Source organism: Pseudomonas sp. G3-19 (genome assembly GCF_054855875.1).
On record NZ_JBMPIQ010000003.1, the window covers coordinates 2,366,657 to 2,385,584 of the forward strand.

The window sequence follows — 18,928 nt, forward strand, 5'->3', positions numbered from 1 at the left end:
CCCCAGCCCTCTCCCCCAAGGGGGCGAGGGGAAAGGGAGCCGATCTCTGCGCTTTTCCAGACCTGAGTTTGGCTCGCTATCCCAGGTCGGTACGCCTCTTACAAACACCTCGATCAGTCCCCTCTCCCTCCGGGAGAGGGTTAGGGTGAGGGGCTCTTCCAACCTCAAACCAAATGCAAAGCCGTGAGCAGCATGTCGATCGCCTTGATCCCCACGAACGGCACCAGAATCCCGCCCAGTCCGTAGATCAGCAGGTTGCGCCGCAGCAGTGCCGCGGCACTCGCTGCCTGCACGCGCACGCCACGCAGTGCCAGTGGAATCAGCACGACGATGATCAAGGCGTTGAAGACGATCGCCGAGAGGATCGCGCTCTGCGGACTGGTCAAGTGCATGATGTTCAGCACGCCCAGTTGCGGATAGATCGCGGCGAACAGCGCCGGCAGAATCGCGAAATATTTGGCGACGTCGTTGGCGATGGAGAAAGTCGTCAGCGCGCCACGGGTCACCAGCAATTCCTTGCCGATCTGCACCACGTCCAGCAGCTTGGTCGGGTCGCTGTCGAGGTCGACCATGTTGGCGGCTTCGCGTGCGGCTTGCGTGCCGTCGTTCATCGCCATGCCGACGTCAGCCTGGGCCAGCGCCGGAGCATCGTTGGCGCCGTCGCCACACATCGCCACCAGACGACCGTCGTTCTGTTCGAGACGGATACGTGCGAGTTTTTTCTCCGGGGTGGCCTCGGCGAGCACGTCATCGACGCCCGCTTCAGCCGCGATGGCCGCAGCGGTCAACGGGTTGTCGCCGGTGACCATCACCGTGCGAATCCCCAGTTTGCGCAGCTCGGCAAAACGCTCGCGAATGCCTGGCTTGACCACGTCCTTGAGATGGATCGCACCCAGCAACTTGCCGTCGGCGCAGACCAGCAACGGCGTGCCGCCGCTCTGCGCGATCTTGTCGATTTCCCGCGACAGCGCCGGGGCCAGATCGGAGCGTTGTTGACCGAGGAAGGCCAGCAGCGAATCGACTGCGCCCTTGCGGTACACGCGGCCCTGATAGTCGACACCGGACAAGCGGGTTTCCGCACTGAACGGCACGGCAGTCAACGTATCCAGCGCCGGCTCGGTTTGTGGGTGCAGACCGCGCAGGTACTCGACGATGGATTTGCCTTCGGCGGTTTCGTCGGCCAGCGAAGCGAACAACGCGCCTTCGGCCAGTTCGCGACCATTCACGCCTGGCGCGGCATACACCGCGCTGCAACGGCGGTTACCGAAGGTGATGGTGCCGGTCTTGTCCAGCAGCAACACATGCACGTCACCGGCCGCTTCCACGGCGCGCCCGGATTTGGCGATCACGTTCAGCCGCACCAGACGATCCATCCCGGCAATACCGATGGCCGACAGCAAACCACCGATGGTGGTCGGAATCAGCGTGACCAGCAGCGCCACCAGGAACACCAGCGGCAGGCTGCCGTTGGCGAAGTGGGCGAACGGCTGCAGGGTCACCACCACCAGCAGGAAGATCAGGGTCAGGCCGATCAGCAGGATATCCAGCGCGACTTCGTTCGGGGTCTTCTGGCGCTTGGCGCCTTCGACCAGGGCGATCATGCGATCGAGGGTCGATTCACCCGGGTTGGCAGTGATCTTCACCAACAACCAGTCGGACACCAGGCGCGTGTTGCCGGTGACCGCCGAGCGATCGCCACCGGACTCGCGAATCACCGGCGCCGATTCACCGGTGATCGCCGCTTCGTTGACCGCGGCAATACCTTCGATGACTTCGCCGTCACCGGGGATCATCTCCCCCGCTTCGACGCGCACCACGTCACCTTTGCGCAGGCTGGCGGCAGGCACCACCTGGAAGCTGCCGTTGGCCAGTTTGCGCCGCGCGCTGAGGCCTTCGCTGCCAGCCTTGAGGCTGTCGGCGCGGGCCTTGCCGCGACCTTCGGCCAAGGCCTCGGCGAAGTTGGCGAACAGCACGGTGAACCACAGCCACAGAGCAATCTGCGCGGCGACGAAAGTCGGCACGACGTTGTCCGGGATGAAGCACAGCACGGTGGTGAAAATCGCCGTCAGTTCGACCACCAGCATCACGGGCGAACGCACCAGCTGGCGCGGGTCGAGCTTGACGAAGGCTTGCACCAGCGCCGGACGCCACAGGGCCGAGATCGCGGTTTTCGGTGCTTCTGCCGACTGGGTCGGCACCGCAGGTTTTGCAGGAACATGCATATTCATGATCGATTCCTTAGAAGCCCATGCTCAAGTGTTCAGCAATCGGACCGAGCGCCAGGGTCGGCAGGAAGGTCAGGCCGCCCACCAGCAAAATGGTCACGGTCAACAGGGTCACGAACAGCGGGCCGTGGGTCGGGAAGCTGTTCTGGCCGATCGGTGCGGTTTTCTTCATCGCCAGGCTGCCGGCCAGTGCCAGTACCGGCAGGATGTAGCCGAAGCGACCGATCAACATGCCCAGACCGAGCATCAGGTTGTGGAACGGGGTGTTGGCACTCAGGCCACCGAAAGCCGAACCGTTGTTCGCGCTGGCCGAGGTGTAGGCATAGAGCAACTGGCTAAAACCGTGCGGGCCGGGATTGCTGATGGTCGCCGCCGGGCCAGGCAGAGCCGCCGCGATGGCGCCGAGTACCAGCACACCCACCGGCATCACCAGCAAGGTCACCACCAGCAATTGCACTTCCCGCGCCTGCAGTTTCTTGCCGAGGTATTCCGGTGTGCGGCCAATCATCAGACCGGCGAGGAACACCGCGATCAGCACGTTAAGCAACATGCCGTAGAGCCCGGCACCGACGCCGCCGAAGATCACTTCGCCGACCATCATGTTGACCAGCGCCACCATGCCGCTGAGCGGGTTGAGGCTGTCATGCATGCCGTTGACCGAACCGTTCGACGCCGCAGTCGTGGTCACCGACCACAACACGGTGGCGGTTGTACCGAAGCGTGCTTCCTTGCCTTCCAGCGGCGCGGTCTGTTCGACCGCGACATTGTTCAGCGCCGGGTTGGGCTGATATTCGGCCCACAGCGAAGTCGCGCCGCCGATCAGGAACAGTGCGAGCATGCAGGCGATGATCGCGCGGCTCTGACGCTGGTCTTTCACGTAATGACCGAAGGTGAACACCAGCGCTACCGGAATCAGAATGATCGACGCGAGTTCGAACAGGTTGCTCCACGCGGTCGGGTTCTCGAACGGATGCGCCGAGTTCACACCGAAGAAGCCACCGCCGTTGGTACCCAGTTGCTTGATCGCAATCTGGCTGGCCGCCGGGCCAAGCGGGATCACTTGATCAACGCCCTGCATCGTCACCGCGTTCACATATTGCGCGAAGGTCTGCGGCACGCCCTGCCAGACGAGGTACAGCGCCAGCAGCAGGCACAGCGGAAGCAGGCCGTAGAGGGTGGCGCGGGTCATGTCGACCCAGAAGTTGCCCAGAGTCTTGGTCGACTTGCGACCGATGCCACGGCACAGCGCAACCAGCACCGCCAGGCCGGTGGCGGCACTGACGAAGTTCTGCACGGTGAGGCCGACCATCTGGCTCAGATAGCTGAGGGTCGCTTCACCACTGTAGGACTGCCAGTTGGTGTTGGTCATGAAACTGACCGCGGTGTTGAACGCCTGGGTCCATTCCTGGCCCGGCAGGTTTTGCGGGTTCAGCGGCAGGTGATCCTGAAACAACAGTATCGCGAACAGCAGCAGGAAACCGGCGAGGTTAAACGCGAGCAAGGCCAGCGTGTACTTCTGCCAGCTCTGCTCAGCCTGCGGATCAACCCCGGCAATCCGATAGCAACCGCGCTCGACCGGGCCGAGAATCGGCGTCAGCCAGGTGCGCTGACCTTCCATCACCTTGTAGTAAAAGCGCCCGAGGAACGGCGCCGGCAGCAAGACCACCGCAAAAAACGCGAGGATCAGCCAATAGTCATAACTGTGCATAGCCGCTCCTAGTTCCGGTCCGCGCGCAACAGCGCAACCAACAGATAAATGAACAGCCCGGCTGCCAACAGCAGGGACACCCCGTCCAGAACGCTCATGGAAGATCTCCGTTTTACGGCGTATTGCCGCGTGTGGAGGCATTGTCGGAAAGGAGGCTGTAAAGGAACGAGACCGAGGGGGTTGGCTGGGCATAAAGAAAGCGTAAAGAGTGGGTTTATGCGTTCGTTACAGGTGGGTTTTGCGTCGTGTTGGCGGGCTTCTTCGCGAGCAAGCTCGCTCCCACAGGGGATTTGTGAACGCCACAGATCCAATGTGGGAGCGGGCTTGCTCGCGAAGACGGCATAACCGACAACATCGCACCCAACTGGCGCACAAAAAACGCTCATCCAGCCGCAAACATCCCCGATACGACAGCTTTCAGCGCATTACGACCTGACTCCCAGCAATGGCACGCCCACTGCACACGCCCTCCCCCGAGCTTTCCAAACCGTTCCGGGAGCATGCGCATGAACACACAACTCAAACCCACGCTGGGCACCTTGCACCTGTGGGGCATCGCCGTCGGGCTGGTGATTTCCGGCGAGTACTTCGGCTGGAGCTACGGCTGGGGCGTGGCTGGCACGCTGGGTTTTCTAGTGACCTCGTTCATGGTCGCCACGATGTACACCTGTTTCATCTTCAGCTTCACTGAACTGACCACGGCGATTCCGCATGCCGGCGGGCCGTTCGCTTACAGCCGTCGTGCGTTCGGTGAGAAAGGCGGGCTGATCGCCGGGCTGGCCACGCTGATCGAATTCGTCTTCGCACCTCCGGCGATTGCGCTGGCGATCGGCGCCTACCTGAACGTGCAATTTCCGGCGCTTGACCCGAAACATGCGGCAGTCGGCGCCTATATCGTGTTCATGACCTTGAACATCCTCGGGGTCAAACTGGCCGCGACGTTCGAACTGATCGTCTGCGTGCTGGCGGTGATCGAATTGCTGGTGTTCATGGGCGTGGTCGCGCCAGCGTTCAGCTTCAGTAGCTTTGCCCTGAATGGCTGGGCCGGTTCCGATGTGTTCGGGCCGCCAGCGATTGCCGGGATGTTCGCCGCGATTCCATTTGCGATCTGGTTTTTCCTCGCCATCGAAGGCGCGGCGATGGCTGCCGAAGAAGCCAAGGATCCGAAGCGCACGATCCCCAAGGCCTACATCAGCGGGATCCTGACCCTGGTGTTGCTGGCGATGGGCGTGATGTTCTTCGCGGGCGGCGTCGGTGACTGGCGCACCCTGGCGAACATCAACGACCCTCTGCCGCAAGCGATGAAGACCGTGGTCGGTGACAATTCCGGCTGGCTGCACATGCTGGTGTGGATCGGCCTGTTTGGTCTGGTGGCGAGTTTCCACGGGATCATCCTCGGCTACTCGCGGCAGTTCTTCGCCCTCGCCCGCGCCGGTTACCTGCCGGCGTCGCTGGCGAAACTCTCGCGCTTCCAGACCCCGCACCGCGCGATCATCGCCGGCGGCATCATCGGCATCGCCGCGATCTACAGCGATGGCCTGATCAACCTCGGTGGCATGACCCTCACCGCCGCGATGATCACCATGGCGGTGTTCGGCGCGATCGTGATGTACATCATGAGCATGCTCAGCCTGTTCAAACTGCGCAAATCCGAACCGAATCTAGAGCGTACTTTCCGTGCGCCGTGCTACCCGCTGATTCCGCTGATCGCACTGGTGCTGGCAGTGGTATGCCTGATCGCCATGGCTTGGTTCAATGCACTGATCGGGCTGATTTTCCTTGGCTTCATGGCGGTCGGCTTCGGCTACTTCCTGCTCACCGGGCAACTGCGCGCTGACGCTCCGGCCGATGCGATGCTGACCGGCCGCTGAGGGATTTCGGGTACACCGGGCTTAACCGGCCTAGAATGGAACCACTGCGAACTCACTTCGCTCAAAGTGGTATGCAGCGTCGCTGGCGAAACCCTCGCCCGCCGAGCTGCCATTAAGGAGAGCCGTTATGCCCTGGTATGCCTGGTTGATTCTGGTCGTTGCAATCGGCTCGATCGTTGGCGGATTGATGATGCTGCGCGACACCGCCAACAAGGTTGAACTGACCGATGAAGAACGCAAACGCGTTGCGCAGCGCAACGCCGAAGCGGACATCAAAGACGCGCAGGATCGCTGAACGAAGAACCCCGCCTGAATCGGCGGGGTTTGTTTTTTGTGGGAGTATTAACTCCAAGGATCGTGTTGGACTCAGCGGCGCGCTTTTAAGAAGTAGAAGTACAGTCACCATGTCATTTACCTTGGTTAAGATGGTGGTCTTGTTGCGGAGAGTTCCACATGCGTTACTCGCAAGATCATAAAGCTCAAACCCATCAGCGGATCATCAAGGAAGCCTCGGCGCGATTTCGCAAAGACGGCATTGGTGCTACCGGTCTGCAACCCCTGATGAAAGCACTGGGGCTGACCCACGGCGGCTTTTACTCACACTTCAAATCCAAGGACGAACTGGTCGAAAAAGCCTTGCAGGAGGCGAGCGATCAAGTCGATGGTCTGTGCGCCGAGATCTTTGCCAAGGAACAGCCGCTGCAGGCGTTTATCGACACCTACCTGTCCGAATGGCATCAGACCTCCCCGCACGAAGGCTGTCCGCTGCTGACCATTTCCTCAGAGCTGGGTCTGCGCGGCCAGCCGAGCCCGACCAGTGATGCGGTACTCAATGCCCGACTGAGTCAAATCGAAGGCACCCTCGAGGGCGACAACAACGCCGACCGGGCCATTGTCATCATGTCGACGCTGGTCGGCGCGCTCTTGCTGTCACGCAGTGTCGCTGACGCCGAGTTTGCCCAACGCATCCTCGACGTCACGCGCGATCACCTCAAGCAATCGCAGGACTAAGCCTGCCAGCGCTTGAACAGCACACTGGCATTCACTCCGCCAAAACCGAAACCGTTGGACAGGGCATACTCGATTGGCATCGACCGCGCCTGACCGTGAACGATATCTACACCCGCACTCGCCGGATCGGGATTGTCGAAGTTGAGCGTCGGCGGGACGACCTGATCCCGGATGGCCAACAAGGTGAAGATCGCTTCCAACCCGCCGGCAGCGCCGAGCAAATGCCCGGTGGCGGATTTGGTCGAAGTCACGGCGATTTTATTCTCCGTACCGAACAGCGCCTTGATCGCTGCCAACTCACCAAGATCGCCCACCGGCGTCGAGGTCGCATGCGCATTGAGATGCTGCACCTGATCTGGCGCAACACCCGCCTGAGCCAGCGCCAACTGCATCGCGCGTCGTGCACCGCTGCCGTCCTCCGGCCCGGCGGTGAGGTGATAGGCATCGGCAGTGGTGCCGTAACCGACCAGCTCAGCCAAAAGCTGCGCGCCACGTGCCAGCGCATGCTCCAGCGATTCGATCACCAGCAGACCGGCGCCCTCGCCCATCACGAAACCATCGCGACCACTATCAAAGGGTCGTGAGGCACGTTCGGGGGTGTCGTTGTAACCGCTGGACAACGCTCGCGCCGCGGCAAAACCGGCCAGGCTGACCCGATCAATGCAGGCTTCCGCGCCACCGCAAACCGCGATATCCGCTTCACCGGCACGAATCATCCGCGCAGCATCGCCGATCGCCTGTACGCCGGCCGCACAAGCGGTCACCGGTGCGCCGAGCGGGCCTTTCAAAGCGTGCTGGATCGACACATGTCCGGCCGCCAGATTGACCAGAAACGATGGAATGGTGAACGGCGACAGCCGACGCGGGCCACGACTGTCGGTGGTGCGTACGGCGTCGGCTATTGCACCGAACCCGCCAACACCGGAGCCGATGATGGTCGCGGTGCGCTCCTGATCCTTGGCCTCGGACGGCTGCCATCCGGCTTGCGCCAACGCCTGGCGCGCCGCTTCCATGGCGAACAGGATGAAGCGATCCATCTTCTTCTGCTCTTTGGGCGGCGTGGCAATATCCGGATCGAAACCGGCCTCGACGTCCTCCGCCGCCGTTGGCACCATCCCGGCGACCCGGGTCGGCAGATCTGCGCTCACCGCCTCCGGCAAATTGCGCAAGCCCGAGCGTCCGGCGAGCAAACGCTGCCAGACAATCTCGAGATCACTCCCCAAAGGCGAAACCAGGCCCATTCCGGTGACAACAATTCGACGCTGATTCATACCGCAGTTACCTCTGATCAATTTTTGTAGCGTTCAGCCGCGGAGCTGCGCGACAGATTCGGTGCCATGACATGTCGTGCACGCACAAAGGCCTGCCATTCACCCTCGTCAGGCAGCGACGGGATGGTAATCAACTCGCCCTGATCCAGACCGGCGAGCGCCGCATCGACCATCTCGCCGGCCTCCATCACCATCTCCGCCGGAATGCCGCTGGCATCGATGCCGGAACGCTCCCAGATTTCAGTGCGGGTAACGCCGGGCAGCACCGCTTGCACCTTCACGCCAGTGCCTTCGAGCTCGGCGTTGAGCGATTGAGTCAGGCTCAACACGTAGGCTTTACTCGCACTGTAGGTTGCATTGAAGCGTTCTGGAAACAGCGCCACCACCGAGGCGATATTGATGATCGTGCCGCGTCCAGCCTTGGCGAAACTGGCGGCGGCTGCCGAGGCCAGCAACGTCACGGCGGTGACGTTCAATTGGATCAGACGCTCCAGTTGCTCGGCGTCGGAATTGGCCAGCAAACCATCGGCTGCGACCCCTGCGTTATTCACCAACAGGCTGATGCTCGAATCACTGCGCAGGCGTTGCTGGAGTTTGAGGACATCGTTCTTTTGCGTCAGGTCGGCTTTGAGCACTTCGACCTTTACACCGTGCGCTTCGCGCAACTCGCCCGCAGCGCTTTCAAGACGCTGTTGATCGCGTGCCACCAACAGCAAATCAAAACCACGCGCTGCCAGCCGCTGCGCGTAGACGGCACCGATACCGGACGATGCGCCAGTGACGACGGCCGTACCTTGAGACTGGACTGAACTCATGACAGCGCTCCTGAAACATATTGGGAGATAGGCCTCCAACGCTCACTGGCCTGGAGGTGGCGGAAATTATTATAGGCATAATCCAAAGACAATATGATACCCATAATTTTCAGCTCACCGACAAACGCGACGCCCCTCTCTCTGCCGCATCTCTACCACCAGAAAGCAGAAAGGCCGGTCAATGACCGGCCCCTTGGCGTTGAACAATCAGCTTAGTTCACTTCCAGCTTGTCGCGGTTGCGATCGAGGATCGCCTTGCCGATGCCCTTCACTTCAAGCAGTTCATCCACCGAGGCGAATGGCCCATTAGCATCACGATACGCAACAATCGCTTTGGCTTTCGCCTCGCCGACTCCGGACAGCTGTTTTTGCAGAGTTGCTGCGTCGGCGCCGTTGAGATCGACCTTTTCACTGGTAGACGTCGCAACGGTATCGCTCACCATCGTAGCCTTATCCGTGTTCTGGACAACGGCAGGTGCCGCCACTACAGCGATTGAAGCACTGGTGAGCAAAGCAAAAACCAGAGAGTAGAAAAAACCGTTACGCATAAATGACGCTCCATCATCGTTTGGGAAAGCAGCTTTCCGAAGCTGCTCTCCAAACTTAGGCGATGGTTGGCGGGTGTCAAAAATGCGTCTATTACAGGATGTGAAACAATCAGGGTTCGAGGCGGCGCTGCTGGTAGATCCAGTCGACGATTTCGCCGTCGGGGGTGTAGCCGCTGACAGTTTCGCGCAGGAGTTGGCGGACGCGGGAATAGTCGTCCTGCTCAACGGCAGTCATCAATTCCGTCAAACGCAGCTTGAGTGACTCCCAGGAGAGATGATCTTCCTTTGCGCTCATGATCATCGGATGCTCAGTCGCCAATACGTTATCGCCAATCAGCAGCTCTTCATAAAGCTTCTCACCGGGGCGCAATCCGGTGAACTCGATGGATATATCGCCCTGCAGATTTTTTTCCGAACGTACGCTCAAACCGGACAGATGAATCATCTTCTCGGCCAATTCGACAATCTTTACCGGTTCTCCCATGTCGAGCACAAATACATCGCCGCCCTGCCCCATGGAGCCAGCCTGAATCACCAGCTGTGCAGCTTCAGGAATGGTCATGAAATAACGGGTGATTTTGGGATGAGTAACGGTTAACGGCCCGCCGGATTTGATCTGGCTGTGAAACAGGGGAATCACTGAACCGGAAGAACCCAGGACATTACCGAAACGCACCATTGTAAAGCGAGTCTTGTTGACTCGGGAGACATTGGACTTGTCGCCGAATAGCACCGGCGCAATTTCCCGACTCAAAGCTTGCAGCGTAAGCTCTGCAAGGCGTTTGGTACTGCCCATCACATTAGTGGGGCGAACCGCCTTGTCAGTTGAGATCAACACAAAGTTTGCCACACCCGACTGCAGCGCAGCCTGAGCAGTATTGAGAGTACCAATGACGTTATTCAACACCCCTTCGGCAATATTGTGCTCGACCATGGGCACATGCTTGTAAGCAGCGGCATGGTAGACCGTTTCAACGTTCCAGGTTTTCATGACATCCAACAACTTATGTGGATGACGAATGGAGCCGAGAATTGGCAACAATCTGACCGCTACCGACTCTCGACACCTTCTCTGCTCCAGCTCCGAAAGAATGCTATAGAGATTGAATTCACTGTGATCAAACAACAGTAGAGTGGTCGGACCGAGTGCGAAAATCTGCCTGCACAGTTCCGCCCCAATCGAGCCACCCGCGCCAGTGACCAAGACCGTTTTGCCTTTGATACAACGTTCAAGCAAATCCGCTTGCGCAGGTACGGAATCGCGCCCAAGCAGATCAGCGATGTCCACCTCTTGAATATCTTCAACTTTCACACGGCCGCTGGCCAGATCAGTGAAGTTGGGCACGCTCCTGATGTGGAGAGGAAAGCTCTCCAGAAGTGTGAGAATTTCCCGGCGGCGTGCACGGGTTGATGACGGCAGAGCCAGAAGAATTTCCTGAGCCCCGGTTTCATCGATCATTTGTTGAATGTGTTTTGGTTTGTAAACCTGCAGGCCTGCTATCACCCGATCCGAGATACTTGGATCGTCATCGATAAATGCCACTGGGCGCATGGCTCGCCCCATGCGCAGGGCCGCCACCAGCTGATTGCCAGCAACACCGGCACCGTAGATCGCAACTTTGACCAGGCCGTCATCGCGGTTTGTAAATGGCACGTGTTGAGCGCCGGCGAACCAGTCGCCCATGAAATACTGCCGCATACAAAGCCGTAATCCGCCAAGAATGACGAGACTCAGCCACCAATAGTTGAAGACAATCGAGCGTGGAACGACAGCCTCGTGATTGCTGTACCAATAAACCACAAGCGCCAAAATCAGCGCAGACAGGCTGACCGCTTTTATAATCGCAATGAGCGCATCGTTGCCGAAATAGCGCATGACCGCACGATACATGCCAAAACGAATAAACAAGGGAATTGCGATGATAGGTGCGCACACGAAAAGCCAGAAATGCACCTTGAAGGGGTTATACATATCGTCCAGGCCGAGGCGGACGATAAAGGCCAGCCACAGGGCGGCCCAGACAAGCACCATGTCTGTGGTGACCTGAATCAACCTCTTACGGCGCCGAGGCAGGCTTACCAGGTACTCTCTGATTTTATCCATAAACCCTTCAATTACCTTGATCACTCTGCTCAGCGGCACGCACCATGGTGGCAGCTTGCGGCGCGCTCGGTGATCACTCTAAACCTAAATGACCCAATGATTGCTGCTTAGTTCTTGACTGCCGGAGTCTCCAGATCTCCAGCACGAAACTTTATCGCCAATACGATCAGCGGTGTGTAAGCCAGAACTACTCCCCAGGCACCGTCCAGATCCAGGCATGTGAAGCACAACGCTATGGGCAACAGCCAGAACAGATTGATCAAACCGACCGCCGCTGTTACCGGCAAGTGCCTGCCAAATCGACGCGACGCAAACTGGTAAGCATGGCTTCGGTGAGCCTCGTAGACCTTTTCCCCTCGAAACATGCGGCGCAACAACGTAAAGGTCGCGTCGACAATGAAGACTCCAAGCAGAATCAACCAAGCCCAGAGCATTGGTGCACTTATCCATGCAGCCTGTAGAGACAAGGCTCCCAAAACCATACCGAGAAATCCGCTGCCAGCATCGCCCATGAATATCCTCGCTGGAGGAAAATTCCAGTAGAAAAACCCGGCAACGCAAGCAGCCAGCAACAACGGTGCCCAAATCAGGCTCTCCATACCCGATAACCAGTAAAGCAGACTGGCCCCCAGACAAGCACAAATCGCTTCTACACTGGCGATACCATCAATGCCGTCCATGAAATTGTAGAGGTTGAGCAGCCAAACCAGGTAGAAAGCTGCCATTAAATAACCTGCCCAGCCTAAATCGATGGAAACACCGAACACCGCGATTGGCGGCAAGCTCCCGATCCATCCCAGCACCCAGAAAGCTGAACCGAAATGACCCAATAACCGCCAGCGTGCAGCGATATGTCCGTGGTCGTCCATGAACCCGATCAGGGCAACCGCGCCGCCACCACCTGCGAGAGCGAAAAACAGCTCGACAGAAATCAAGCCTGTAAAAAGCAGTAAACCCAGGGATACGAAAAAAGCCAGGACAATTGCAACGCCGCCGCCACGAGGCGTCGCAACGACATGTGAACTGCGCGCATTTGGAACATCCATCAGACTTCGGGATATTGCATAACGACGCAATACTGCAGTCATGACAAAAGAAATACCGAAAACCACAGGTATGACCCACGCGTAACTCATCTTTTTCGAGACTCCAAAAAATGCTCCGCTGTTGCTTTCAAACCATCGTTAAGACTGAACGGTGGCCGCCAGCCAAGCAACTCACGATTTTTCTTGATATCGACTTGCAACGATCCGAAAAGACGCTGTGCGACAGCACCTCGTCCGACGGAGATGGCAAGGAGCTTCAGCACTGCGACAGGAATAGGGATGAGCCATGTCTTCACGCCGAGCGAAATCAGGAGACGGCTCATTAACTGCGTCGTGGAAACGTCTTCGCCATCACTGACCAAAAACACCTGGTTCGCGGCACCAGGATGATCGATACAAGTCGTAACCAGATCGACGACATTGTCTACGTAAACAAGGCTTCTTGAATTACTAATTGCCCCGAATGGCAGGGGAATCCCTTTCACCAGCCAGTGCATCATTTGCTGGAAATTCGCTCGAACCCCAGGACCATAAATAAGTACAGGTCGAATAATGACAACCTCTATCGCGCCTGTCTGGGCAAGCTGCATGAGTTGTTGCTCTGCTTCGTACTTGGAGATCCCATAAGCGTCCGAAGGGTGCGGCGTATCGCTTGCGGTGAACGGGTGACCTACCGGAGTGCTTTCACCATTAACCTTGATGGAACTAATATAGATAAATCTTTTAACCCCGGCCTGAACGGCCTGGTGTGCAAGGCAAAGCGTTCCTCTTACATTTACCGCCCGAAACTTCGCAATGGCTTGCGCCGATTCCTCTTGCATGACATGCACTCGCGCTGCTGCGTGTACAACAACATCTACACCCACAAGTGATTCGTGCCAGTCTGTTTCTTCATTGATATCCGACAAATGTGTAACTACAACTCTTTCGGATAGCCTCGCACCTACATTACGTAGTGGAGCAACAATAGATATCTCCGGAAAATTGCAAAAATGCCGAACCAAGGACCTCCCAAGAAATCCTGTCGCACCGGTGACAAGTATTTTTTTTGGCATGTTAAACCGATTCAGACTGTAGAAAGCAAGGCTGCAATTTATCATGAAAAACCGGCGGGAGACATTGCTCCACGGTCCTCTCAGGGAATCATTCAAGCAGAATCGCCTTCACCGGCGAGCAGAATGCGAGGATTTATTTCACTTCGTTGCCTGGGAACGTGCCAAGGCACGTATCCAGCGCAGGAACAAATATGCACTGACTACATGCCTTGCTAGCTTCCCCAGTTAAAGAGGCCGTTATTTACCTTTCGGATTAGCGTTTCTCTCGTTGACTAAAATGACGCAATAATTTTCTAAACGCTCTAGAAAAGGTAAGTCTCCAACCACCCTCGTACATGGAGATCTCAACCAACAACCAATAATGCGCCAGTTTTCTGGAAATACCGCTCCAAAACGAACTACGAACTGGACGCGTTTTATTATTATTCAACTCGCGCGCACCCTGCTGGAAAAGTTCGGCCCACTGAGCAGCAACAGCAACGATATCAAATCTTTGGTAGACATCAATGTGCGCCCGTTCAGCAATGGAAATCCTGAACTTTTCATCATCCAGGTAGCGCTCGATTGCGGCAATCCAGCATGCCGCAGTATTATTCTTGATGAGCAAACCAGTTCTACCATCTACAACAGAATCCACATAGCTTTCGGAATCTGTATAAATCCCAGCACAACGGAACGCCGAATATTCGCGATACTTATTATTCGTCTTATACCTATTGGATGTCTTGTTATCCAAAGGCGCCAAACCAATCTTCCAACCGCGCTGCACCTGAAAGGCTATATAGTCAGCATAGCTATTCATATGCCCAAAAAAACGCACCTTGGGACCCTGCTCCAACCACTTGGGAAGACAGCCGACAAACTCAAAGACGACATCGTCTCTTTGCGCGAGAAAATAAGGAATGACGTCCTTGAGCACTTCCAGATCAGCCTCACGCGAGGCACTCCCCGCGAAACCGATACGGTACTCAGAGACAGTTTTGACGTCGCCAGTTGGCAGTAACGAGAAGTCAAAAAAAGCCGGCAGGAGCACCGTATTGCGGTTTTTCGGAAGGATGAACTCTCTTAGAGCAACCGAATTGGTAATGACGGCACTGGCCTTTTCAACAGCATATTTAAGCGAACGACGGATAATCGGATGCTGGTAATACTTCGCCAAAGCAGTATCACCGTCTATCAGCCAGAAATTATCATCAATATAGTAGAAATACGGAATATTGCTACGCTTTAAAGATTGCATCCATGATATAGCAACTGGATCGGCCGTTCTCACAAACAGAGGTAACGCAGACTCTGAAAAAACATGCTGATCGAGATCAGTAAGATATACTTTCTTGTATCTAATACCGAGGCAAGAACACTCAGACAACAACTGTTCAGTCAACTGCGTTGTCGCGATATCCGCTTCGACAATCAGTAGAACTTCAATACTTGAATCAACATCACTCATCATTTGAAAAACATGCGTATGGAACCAGTTTGCTGGGGCGTAAAGGCCAACGAGATGCAACCGAACACTCTACAACCTTGGCGCAGATATTCAAGTTTCGACCGAAAAAACGCATATAGGCCAAATTTTCTTGTCTAAGCGGTTCTCCGATAGAAAAGTGTACAACTCCTATAATATTTATTTCGGACAGACTTTCAGTTGAGCTGAATACAATATTGTTGCCTTTATCGACCAGTTCCAAGCCCAACAGAGCATCTGTGGTATCTGCAGCCAAGTAAATACAAACAGAAATCGAATTAAACTCGCCGCTCCCTCTTATTGGATACTCAACATATCCAGTACCCGGTATTTCTTTACCAAGCCGATAGCCCCTTGGTTCCCGGGTGTTGTATTTTTTGGAAAAATACTCATCAAAAAGCTTCGAATCAGATTCGGGCAGATCTGGCCCAGCGGTAAGTAAGTTAATCAGCCTCTCATTTCTAAAAAGCTTTTTTTCACACTCAACAACATAATGATGTTGCTCTTTCAACCTCTCGCTTAGACGCTCCTCAGCAAAAGACAAGGTAGAAAAACTCTCTACTTCATACTCTTCTGCATCAGCCCTAGACTCCTGCAGCGCAGGAGTGTCCAAAAATGGGTAAGATTCCAGATTTTCTGTTAGCTCAACGTAGTCATTCTCATCATCATCCTTCCAAACAACAAGATGATAAACAACCTGATGGCAAACATCAGTTAAGTGCTGTCGCAACTCTCGCTGACAAGATGGTTCCATCTGATTGAATCGTGGAAAATAGAAAAACTCCATCCGCAGCAGTCGTATTTCTAAACCCGGATCCGAATTATCAGACTGCGACAAACCCCACGTGACTGCATGGGGATGGAAATACTCCTTTTTATCAATGGGTGCCCAAGAACAGCTGGACCAAAATCTTGGCGTGTGCTCGTTGAATACCTGAAGATGATAAGGATTAGCTACGTTAAGCTTCTGCTCATAATAGGGAGCGACAATACAGATCTGAGCTTTATGTTTACATACACGATAAAGCTCCCTCATTGTAAACATTAGATCTGAGACGTGTTCCAAGCTGTGCGCTGCATGCACTAGCTCTACAGAGTCGTCTTCAAATGGGAGCGGTTTATCAAGATCCGCTATCACTTGGACACCTGGTAGTGGAAACCTATCGACACCGATAAATCCCGGAAGGCATTTTGGCCCACAGCCTATATCTAATTTCATCGGCAATACCTATACAGTCGATATTTCCACGAACGGATACACAGGGAAACGCTTCAAGCCTGCATAACGATATTTAACCAGTTCAAACATATATACAGGGTGAGACGTACGCGCAAAAACTCGCAATCGATAATCAGCCGACGAAGAAACTGCCGCCTGATCGACCACGAATTCAACAGGCAAAGACAGATCCACTCCGCTTAACGATGCAACTCCATTGAAAACAATGGATCCGGTTGCCCCAACAAGTTCAATACCAACTAAACCATCCTGAAGCCCATCAGTGGCAAAAGCTATTAAAACGGACTTTATTGCCGCAGGAAAATTAATTGAGTACTCAACATATGGAACATCGTGCAGCGACTTGGATAGCTCCAGCTTAATCTCCGAGCTTCCGCTCTTAGCTTGTTGAGAAAACTCCTTCAACTTTGCGAATTGTGGCATCAAGTTGTCCCACAAATCGTGCTTACGAGACAAAAACCCTAGACGCTTAGATCTAGAAGCCGCCTGCCGTAGCCGAGCTAACTCCTCAAGACTCTCAAGCAATTTTTGTGGATCTTTTATTACATCACCACCCGCAATAGATATATGGCTGCCATGGCTCTTAGACATTAATTTCAACCTACCTTCTACGGTGGTAAAACCATTAAACGTAGTAGGCTTAGAAATGGACGCCAGAACTCTGCAACTTAAAACTCCAGAGAAGTGTTCATTACAATATTTTTTGTTATTTTTCTTCATTTCTGAAAACTTGGAAAAATCCAAACCTTCAAGAACTTCAAGCCATGAGCGAGCGCTAAACGGCGATGAGACTACATAAGCGTTATTCAGTTCTTTAAAGTCGGAATAAGGCATGTAATCTGGAACAACAAGTACGGCATCTAATACATCTGCAGACAATGCGACATTTGTTGTTTTATACTTATTATTGGCCGACTCGCTCGGAGCATGAATAAGAATATCTGGACTATATCGCGAGATCTGCAGTAGCGCAGTTTCCCAGTTCAGCTCAAAGGGTAGCGTTACCAATTCAAGAAAATCATGCTTTTTGAATTCGTCCGAAAAATCCGAGCCTGCTCCACCAACAATTAGCTGAATAGTTTTACCCGACTCTGTGTACTTGAGAAAAGCGGGCAACATGACATCACGGAGAGCGGACAGCCGATGACTGCCTCCCGCGAAAGCGATAACCAACCGGTCACGTACCGGAACAACCTTGCTGGTAGTGATTTTCAGATCACAGAATGTAGGCGGAAAAAAATCTACATTCGAATGAATAAGATGCTCTCTAAAGTATTCTTGCAGTTCAAGAGTGCTGGTCAAGACTCCTGAAAAATCTTTCAGTTTATTACGCAACGTCTTCTTGCTTAAGTCCTCAAAAAAATTCATCTCCTTATTTTCTTGAAGCAGAGTGAGATTATCGTCGGTGAAATAATAGCAAGGAATTTGCATCTTCTGTGCAGCAGCAATCCATTCGAAGAACGGATCCAGTTGCCGGACAAATACAATACAGCTAGCATGTGCAATTTCGGAAATCGGCCAACCACCTGGGTATCGAATAACTCTTACACGGCTTTTCCATTCATCAGGCAAAAAGTCGAAGTATATACTAGTGCATGCATCGTGATTGCCTGTAAGAACCAATACCTTTCGATTATCATCTGAGCCGGACAAAGAGCTACTGATATCAAAATTTTCTCTCGTTCGTCCGTGCGCAACTGCCATTTCTCTCACGGCGATAGCTGTACAATGCGCCGCTGAATCCGGCAACGCGAAGATATCATACTCCTCAAAGTTCTCTGGTCGGAGAGACCAATCACGCTCTTGCCTCATTTGCTCTTCCGAGGCCCAAGTATCCAGCGCGTACGTTTTTCCTAAACTATCGTCAGTTGCAGGGCCACCAACTTCGCCAACGCAAACATCTACATAACGCAAAATGTACTTTCTGGAAATCCTTCTCCACAGATCCCAATCACAAAGGCGCGTCATAAGTATGTGCGGATCGTATAGACCTATATCATCAAGGATGAAACGTGGTACTAAGACTGCGTTATTTGAGATGCAATTCCAGCTATTTATATTGTGCGATGAAATACTTTCACCCAAGTGCACAAACTGCTCAGTACCAGAGCCCAACTCCCTTATTCTCATACCGACAGACCCATAGACTACTTGGTCTGGCGTCATTTGAGCATGTTTGTAAAGCTCTTCCAGTGCATCAGGAAAGAATTCGTCATCATCAAACGCAAATGCGATGTAGCGACCGCGAGACTTTGAATACGCCTCATACTCAGAAATTGCAGGAAGACCAATGTTTACTACATGGCGAAGACAGCTCACACGCCCATCTTTTTCCATGAACTCCGCAATAATGTCAGCACTACCGTCTGTACTGGCATCATCAACGATGATCAACTCAAGCTCAGTCAGCGTTTGACTTAATACTGACTCTATCGCCTTACGAAACTTACCACTCTTCGCGCGCCGAAAGGTGGGAAGAAAAACGGAGACAATTGGAAGCGGACCGTCAACATAAGAACTACCAGGCAACCACTGAGTTTCGCGAATGAGATCTTTGACTTTCATG

Annotated in this window: 15 protein-coding genes; 3 read left to right on the forward strand and 12 right to left on the reverse strand. The window is 54.5% G+C overall.

Annotation, left to right across the window (positions count from 1 at the left end):
* Positions 1–164 precede the first annotated feature (164 nt).
* The 3 genes from kdpB to kdpF are packed head-to-tail and all read right to left on the reverse strand — an operon-like array spanning position 165 to position 4,031.
* Positions 165–2,228, reverse strand: coding sequence for a potassium-transporting ATPase subunit KdpB (kdpB, locus tag ACOYXI_RS10885; protein ID WP_134787030.1), 2,064 nt, complete (start codon positions 2,226–2,228; stop codon positions 165–167).
* Between the two features lie 10 nt (positions 2,229–2,238).
* Entirely contained in the window at positions 2,239–3,933 is a 1,695-nt protein-coding gene (gene kdpA, locus ACOYXI_RS10890; RefSeq protein ID WP_027612451.1) for a potassium-transporting ATPase subunit KdpA, read from the reverse strand.
* 8 nt (positions 3,934–3,941) lie between these two features.
* On the reverse strand, positions 3,942–4,031 hold the full coding sequence (kdpF, locus tag ACOYXI_RS10895; RefSeq protein WP_007963673.1) for a K(+)-transporting ATPase subunit F: 90 nt from the start codon (positions 4,029–4,031) through the stop codon (positions 3,942–3,944).
* Positions 4,032–4,439: 408 nt separating this feature from the next.
* On the opposite strand from kdpF, the gene eat reads away from it, so the two are divergent.
* From eat to ACOYXI_RS10910, 3 genes are all read left to right on the forward strand, one after another.
* Positions 4,440–5,804 (forward strand): ethanolamine permease, encoded by a 1,365-nt coding sequence (eat, locus tag ACOYXI_RS10900; RefSeq protein WP_007963671.1) that lies wholly within the window; start codon positions 4,440–4,442, stop codon positions 5,802–5,804.
* Positions 5,805–5,931: 127 nt separating this feature from the next.
* On the forward strand, positions 5,932–6,099 hold the full coding sequence (locus ACOYXI_RS10905; protein ID WP_003226857.1) for a DUF2897 family protein: 168 nt from the start codon (positions 5,932–5,934) through the stop codon (positions 6,097–6,099).
* 158 nt (positions 6,100–6,257) lie between these two features.
* Positions 6,258–6,815 (forward strand): TetR/AcrR family transcriptional regulator, encoded by a 558-nt coding sequence (locus tag ACOYXI_RS10910; protein ID WP_134787031.1) that lies wholly within the window; start codon positions 6,258–6,260, stop codon positions 6,813–6,815.
* Here the strand turns inward: ACOYXI_RS10910 and fabF are convergent.
* The 9 genes from fabF to ACOYXI_RS10955 form a co-directional block, all read right to left on the reverse strand.
* Entirely contained in the window at positions 6,812–8,086 is a 1,275-nt protein-coding gene (fabF, locus tag ACOYXI_RS10915; RefSeq protein WP_461674836.1) for a beta-ketoacyl-ACP synthase II, read from the reverse strand. The genes ACOYXI_RS10910 and fabF overlap by 4 nt on opposite strands.
* A 17-nt stretch (positions 8,087–8,103) precedes the next feature.
* Complete coding sequence (locus ACOYXI_RS10920) at positions 8,104–8,901, reverse strand: SDR family NAD(P)-dependent oxidoreductase (protein WP_282413029.1); 798 nt, start codon at positions 8,899–8,901, stop codon at positions 8,104–8,106.
* A gap of 212 nt (positions 8,902–9,113) precedes the next feature.
* On the reverse strand, positions 9,114–9,449 hold the full coding sequence (locus tag ACOYXI_RS10925; RefSeq protein ID WP_134787034.1) for a ComEA family DNA-binding protein: 336 nt from the start codon (positions 9,447–9,449) through the stop codon (positions 9,114–9,116).
* Between the two features lie 109 nt (positions 9,450–9,558).
* Positions 9,559–11,553: a polysaccharide biosynthesis protein gene (locus ACOYXI_RS10930; protein ID WP_134787035.1), complete on the reverse strand. Its 1,995-nt coding sequence runs from the start codon at positions 11,551–11,553 to the stop codon at positions 9,559–9,561.
* A 107-nt stretch (positions 11,554–11,660) separates the two neighbouring features.
* On the reverse strand, positions 11,661–12,689 hold the full coding sequence (locus ACOYXI_RS10935) for an MraY family glycosyltransferase (RefSeq protein WP_461674837.1): 1,029 nt from the start codon (positions 12,687–12,689) through the stop codon (positions 11,661–11,663).
* A complete protein-coding gene (locus ACOYXI_RS10940; protein WP_134787612.1) occupies positions 12,686–13,699 on the reverse strand; it encodes a UDP-glucose 4-epimerase family protein in 1,014 nt (337 codons plus the stop codon). Before ACOYXI_RS10940 ends, ACOYXI_RS10935 begins: the two co-directional genes overlap by 4 nt.
* Positions 13,700–13,907: 208 nt before the next feature.
* Positions 13,908–15,104, reverse strand: coding sequence for a glycosyltransferase (locus tag ACOYXI_RS10945; protein ID WP_167734164.1), 1,197 nt, complete (start codon positions 15,102–15,104; stop codon positions 13,908–13,910).
* Positions 15,097–16,341, reverse strand: coding sequence for a class I SAM-dependent methyltransferase (locus tag ACOYXI_RS10950; protein WP_134787037.1), 1,245 nt, complete (start codon positions 16,339–16,341; stop codon positions 15,097–15,099). Before ACOYXI_RS10950 ends, ACOYXI_RS10945 begins: the two co-directional genes overlap by 8 nt.
* Positions 16,342–16,350: 9 nt before the next feature.
* Positions 16,351–18,927 carry a glycosyltransferase family 2 protein gene (locus ACOYXI_RS10955; protein ID WP_134787038.1) on the reverse strand — a complete coding sequence of 859 codons (2,577 nt, stop codon included), beginning with the start codon at positions 18,925–18,927 and terminating at the stop codon, positions 16,351–16,353.
* Position 18,928: the final 1 nt, after the last annotated feature.

What these genes read in the sequence shown, in the direction of transcription:
- ACOYXI_RS10940 (WP_134787612.1), bottom strand. Translation starts at nt 13,699, where the DNA reads ATGATAAATTGCAGCCTTGCTTTCTACAGTCTGAATCGGTTTAACATG.
- eat (WP_007963671.1), top strand. Translation starts at nt 4,440, where the DNA reads ATGAACACACAACTCAAACCCACGCTGGGCACCTTGCACCTGTGGGGC.
- ACOYXI_RS10950 (WP_134787037.1), bottom strand. Translation starts at nt 16,341, where the DNA reads ATGAAATTAGATATAGGCTGTGGGCCAAAATGCCTTCCGGGATTTATC.
- ACOYXI_RS10935 (WP_461674837.1), bottom strand. Translation starts at nt 12,689, where the DNA reads ATGAGTTACGCGTGGGTCATACCTGTGGTTTTCGGTATTTCTTTTGTC.
- ACOYXI_RS10910 (WP_134787031.1), top strand. Translation starts at nt 6,258, where the DNA reads ATGCGTTACTCGCAAGATCATAAAGCTCAAACCCATCAGCGGATCATC.
- kdpA (WP_027612451.1), bottom strand. Translation starts at nt 3,933, where the DNA reads ATGCACAGTTATGACTATTGGCTGATCCTCGCGTTTTTTGCGGTGGTC.
- kdpF (WP_007963673.1), bottom strand. Translation starts at nt 4,031, where the DNA reads ATGAGCGTTCTGGACGGGGTGTCCCTGCTGTTGGCAGCCGGGCTGTTC.
- ACOYXI_RS10930 (WP_134787035.1), bottom strand. Translation starts at nt 11,553, where the DNA reads ATGGATAAAATCAGAGAGTACCTGGTAAGCCTGCCTCGGCGCCGTAAG.
- ACOYXI_RS10925 (WP_134787034.1), bottom strand. Translation starts at nt 9,449, where the DNA reads ATGCGTAACGGTTTTTTCTACTCTCTGGTTTTTGCTTTGCTCACCAGT.
- ACOYXI_RS10955 (WP_134787038.1), bottom strand. Translation starts at nt 18,927, where the DNA reads ATGAAAGTCAAAGATCTCATTCGCGAAACTCAGTGGTTGCCTGGTAGT.
- ACOYXI_RS10905 (WP_003226857.1), top strand. Translation starts at nt 5,932, where the DNA reads ATGCCCTGGTATGCCTGGTTGATTCTGGTCGTTGCAATCGGCTCGATC.
- ACOYXI_RS10945 (WP_167734164.1), bottom strand. Translation starts at nt 15,104, where the DNA reads ATGAGTGATGTTGATTCAAGTATTGAAGTTCTACTGATTGTCGAAGCG.
- fabF (WP_461674836.1), bottom strand. Translation starts at nt 8,086, where the DNA reads ATGAATCAGCGTCGAATTGTTGTCACCGGAATGGGCCTGGTTTCGCCT.
- kdpB (WP_134787030.1), bottom strand. Translation starts at nt 2,228, where the DNA reads ATGAATATGCATGTTCCTGCAAAACCTGCGGTGCCGACCCAGTCGGCA.
- ACOYXI_RS10920 (WP_282413029.1), bottom strand. Translation starts at nt 8,901, where the DNA reads ATGAGTTCAGTCCAGTCTCAAGGTACGGCCGTCGTCACTGGCGCATCG.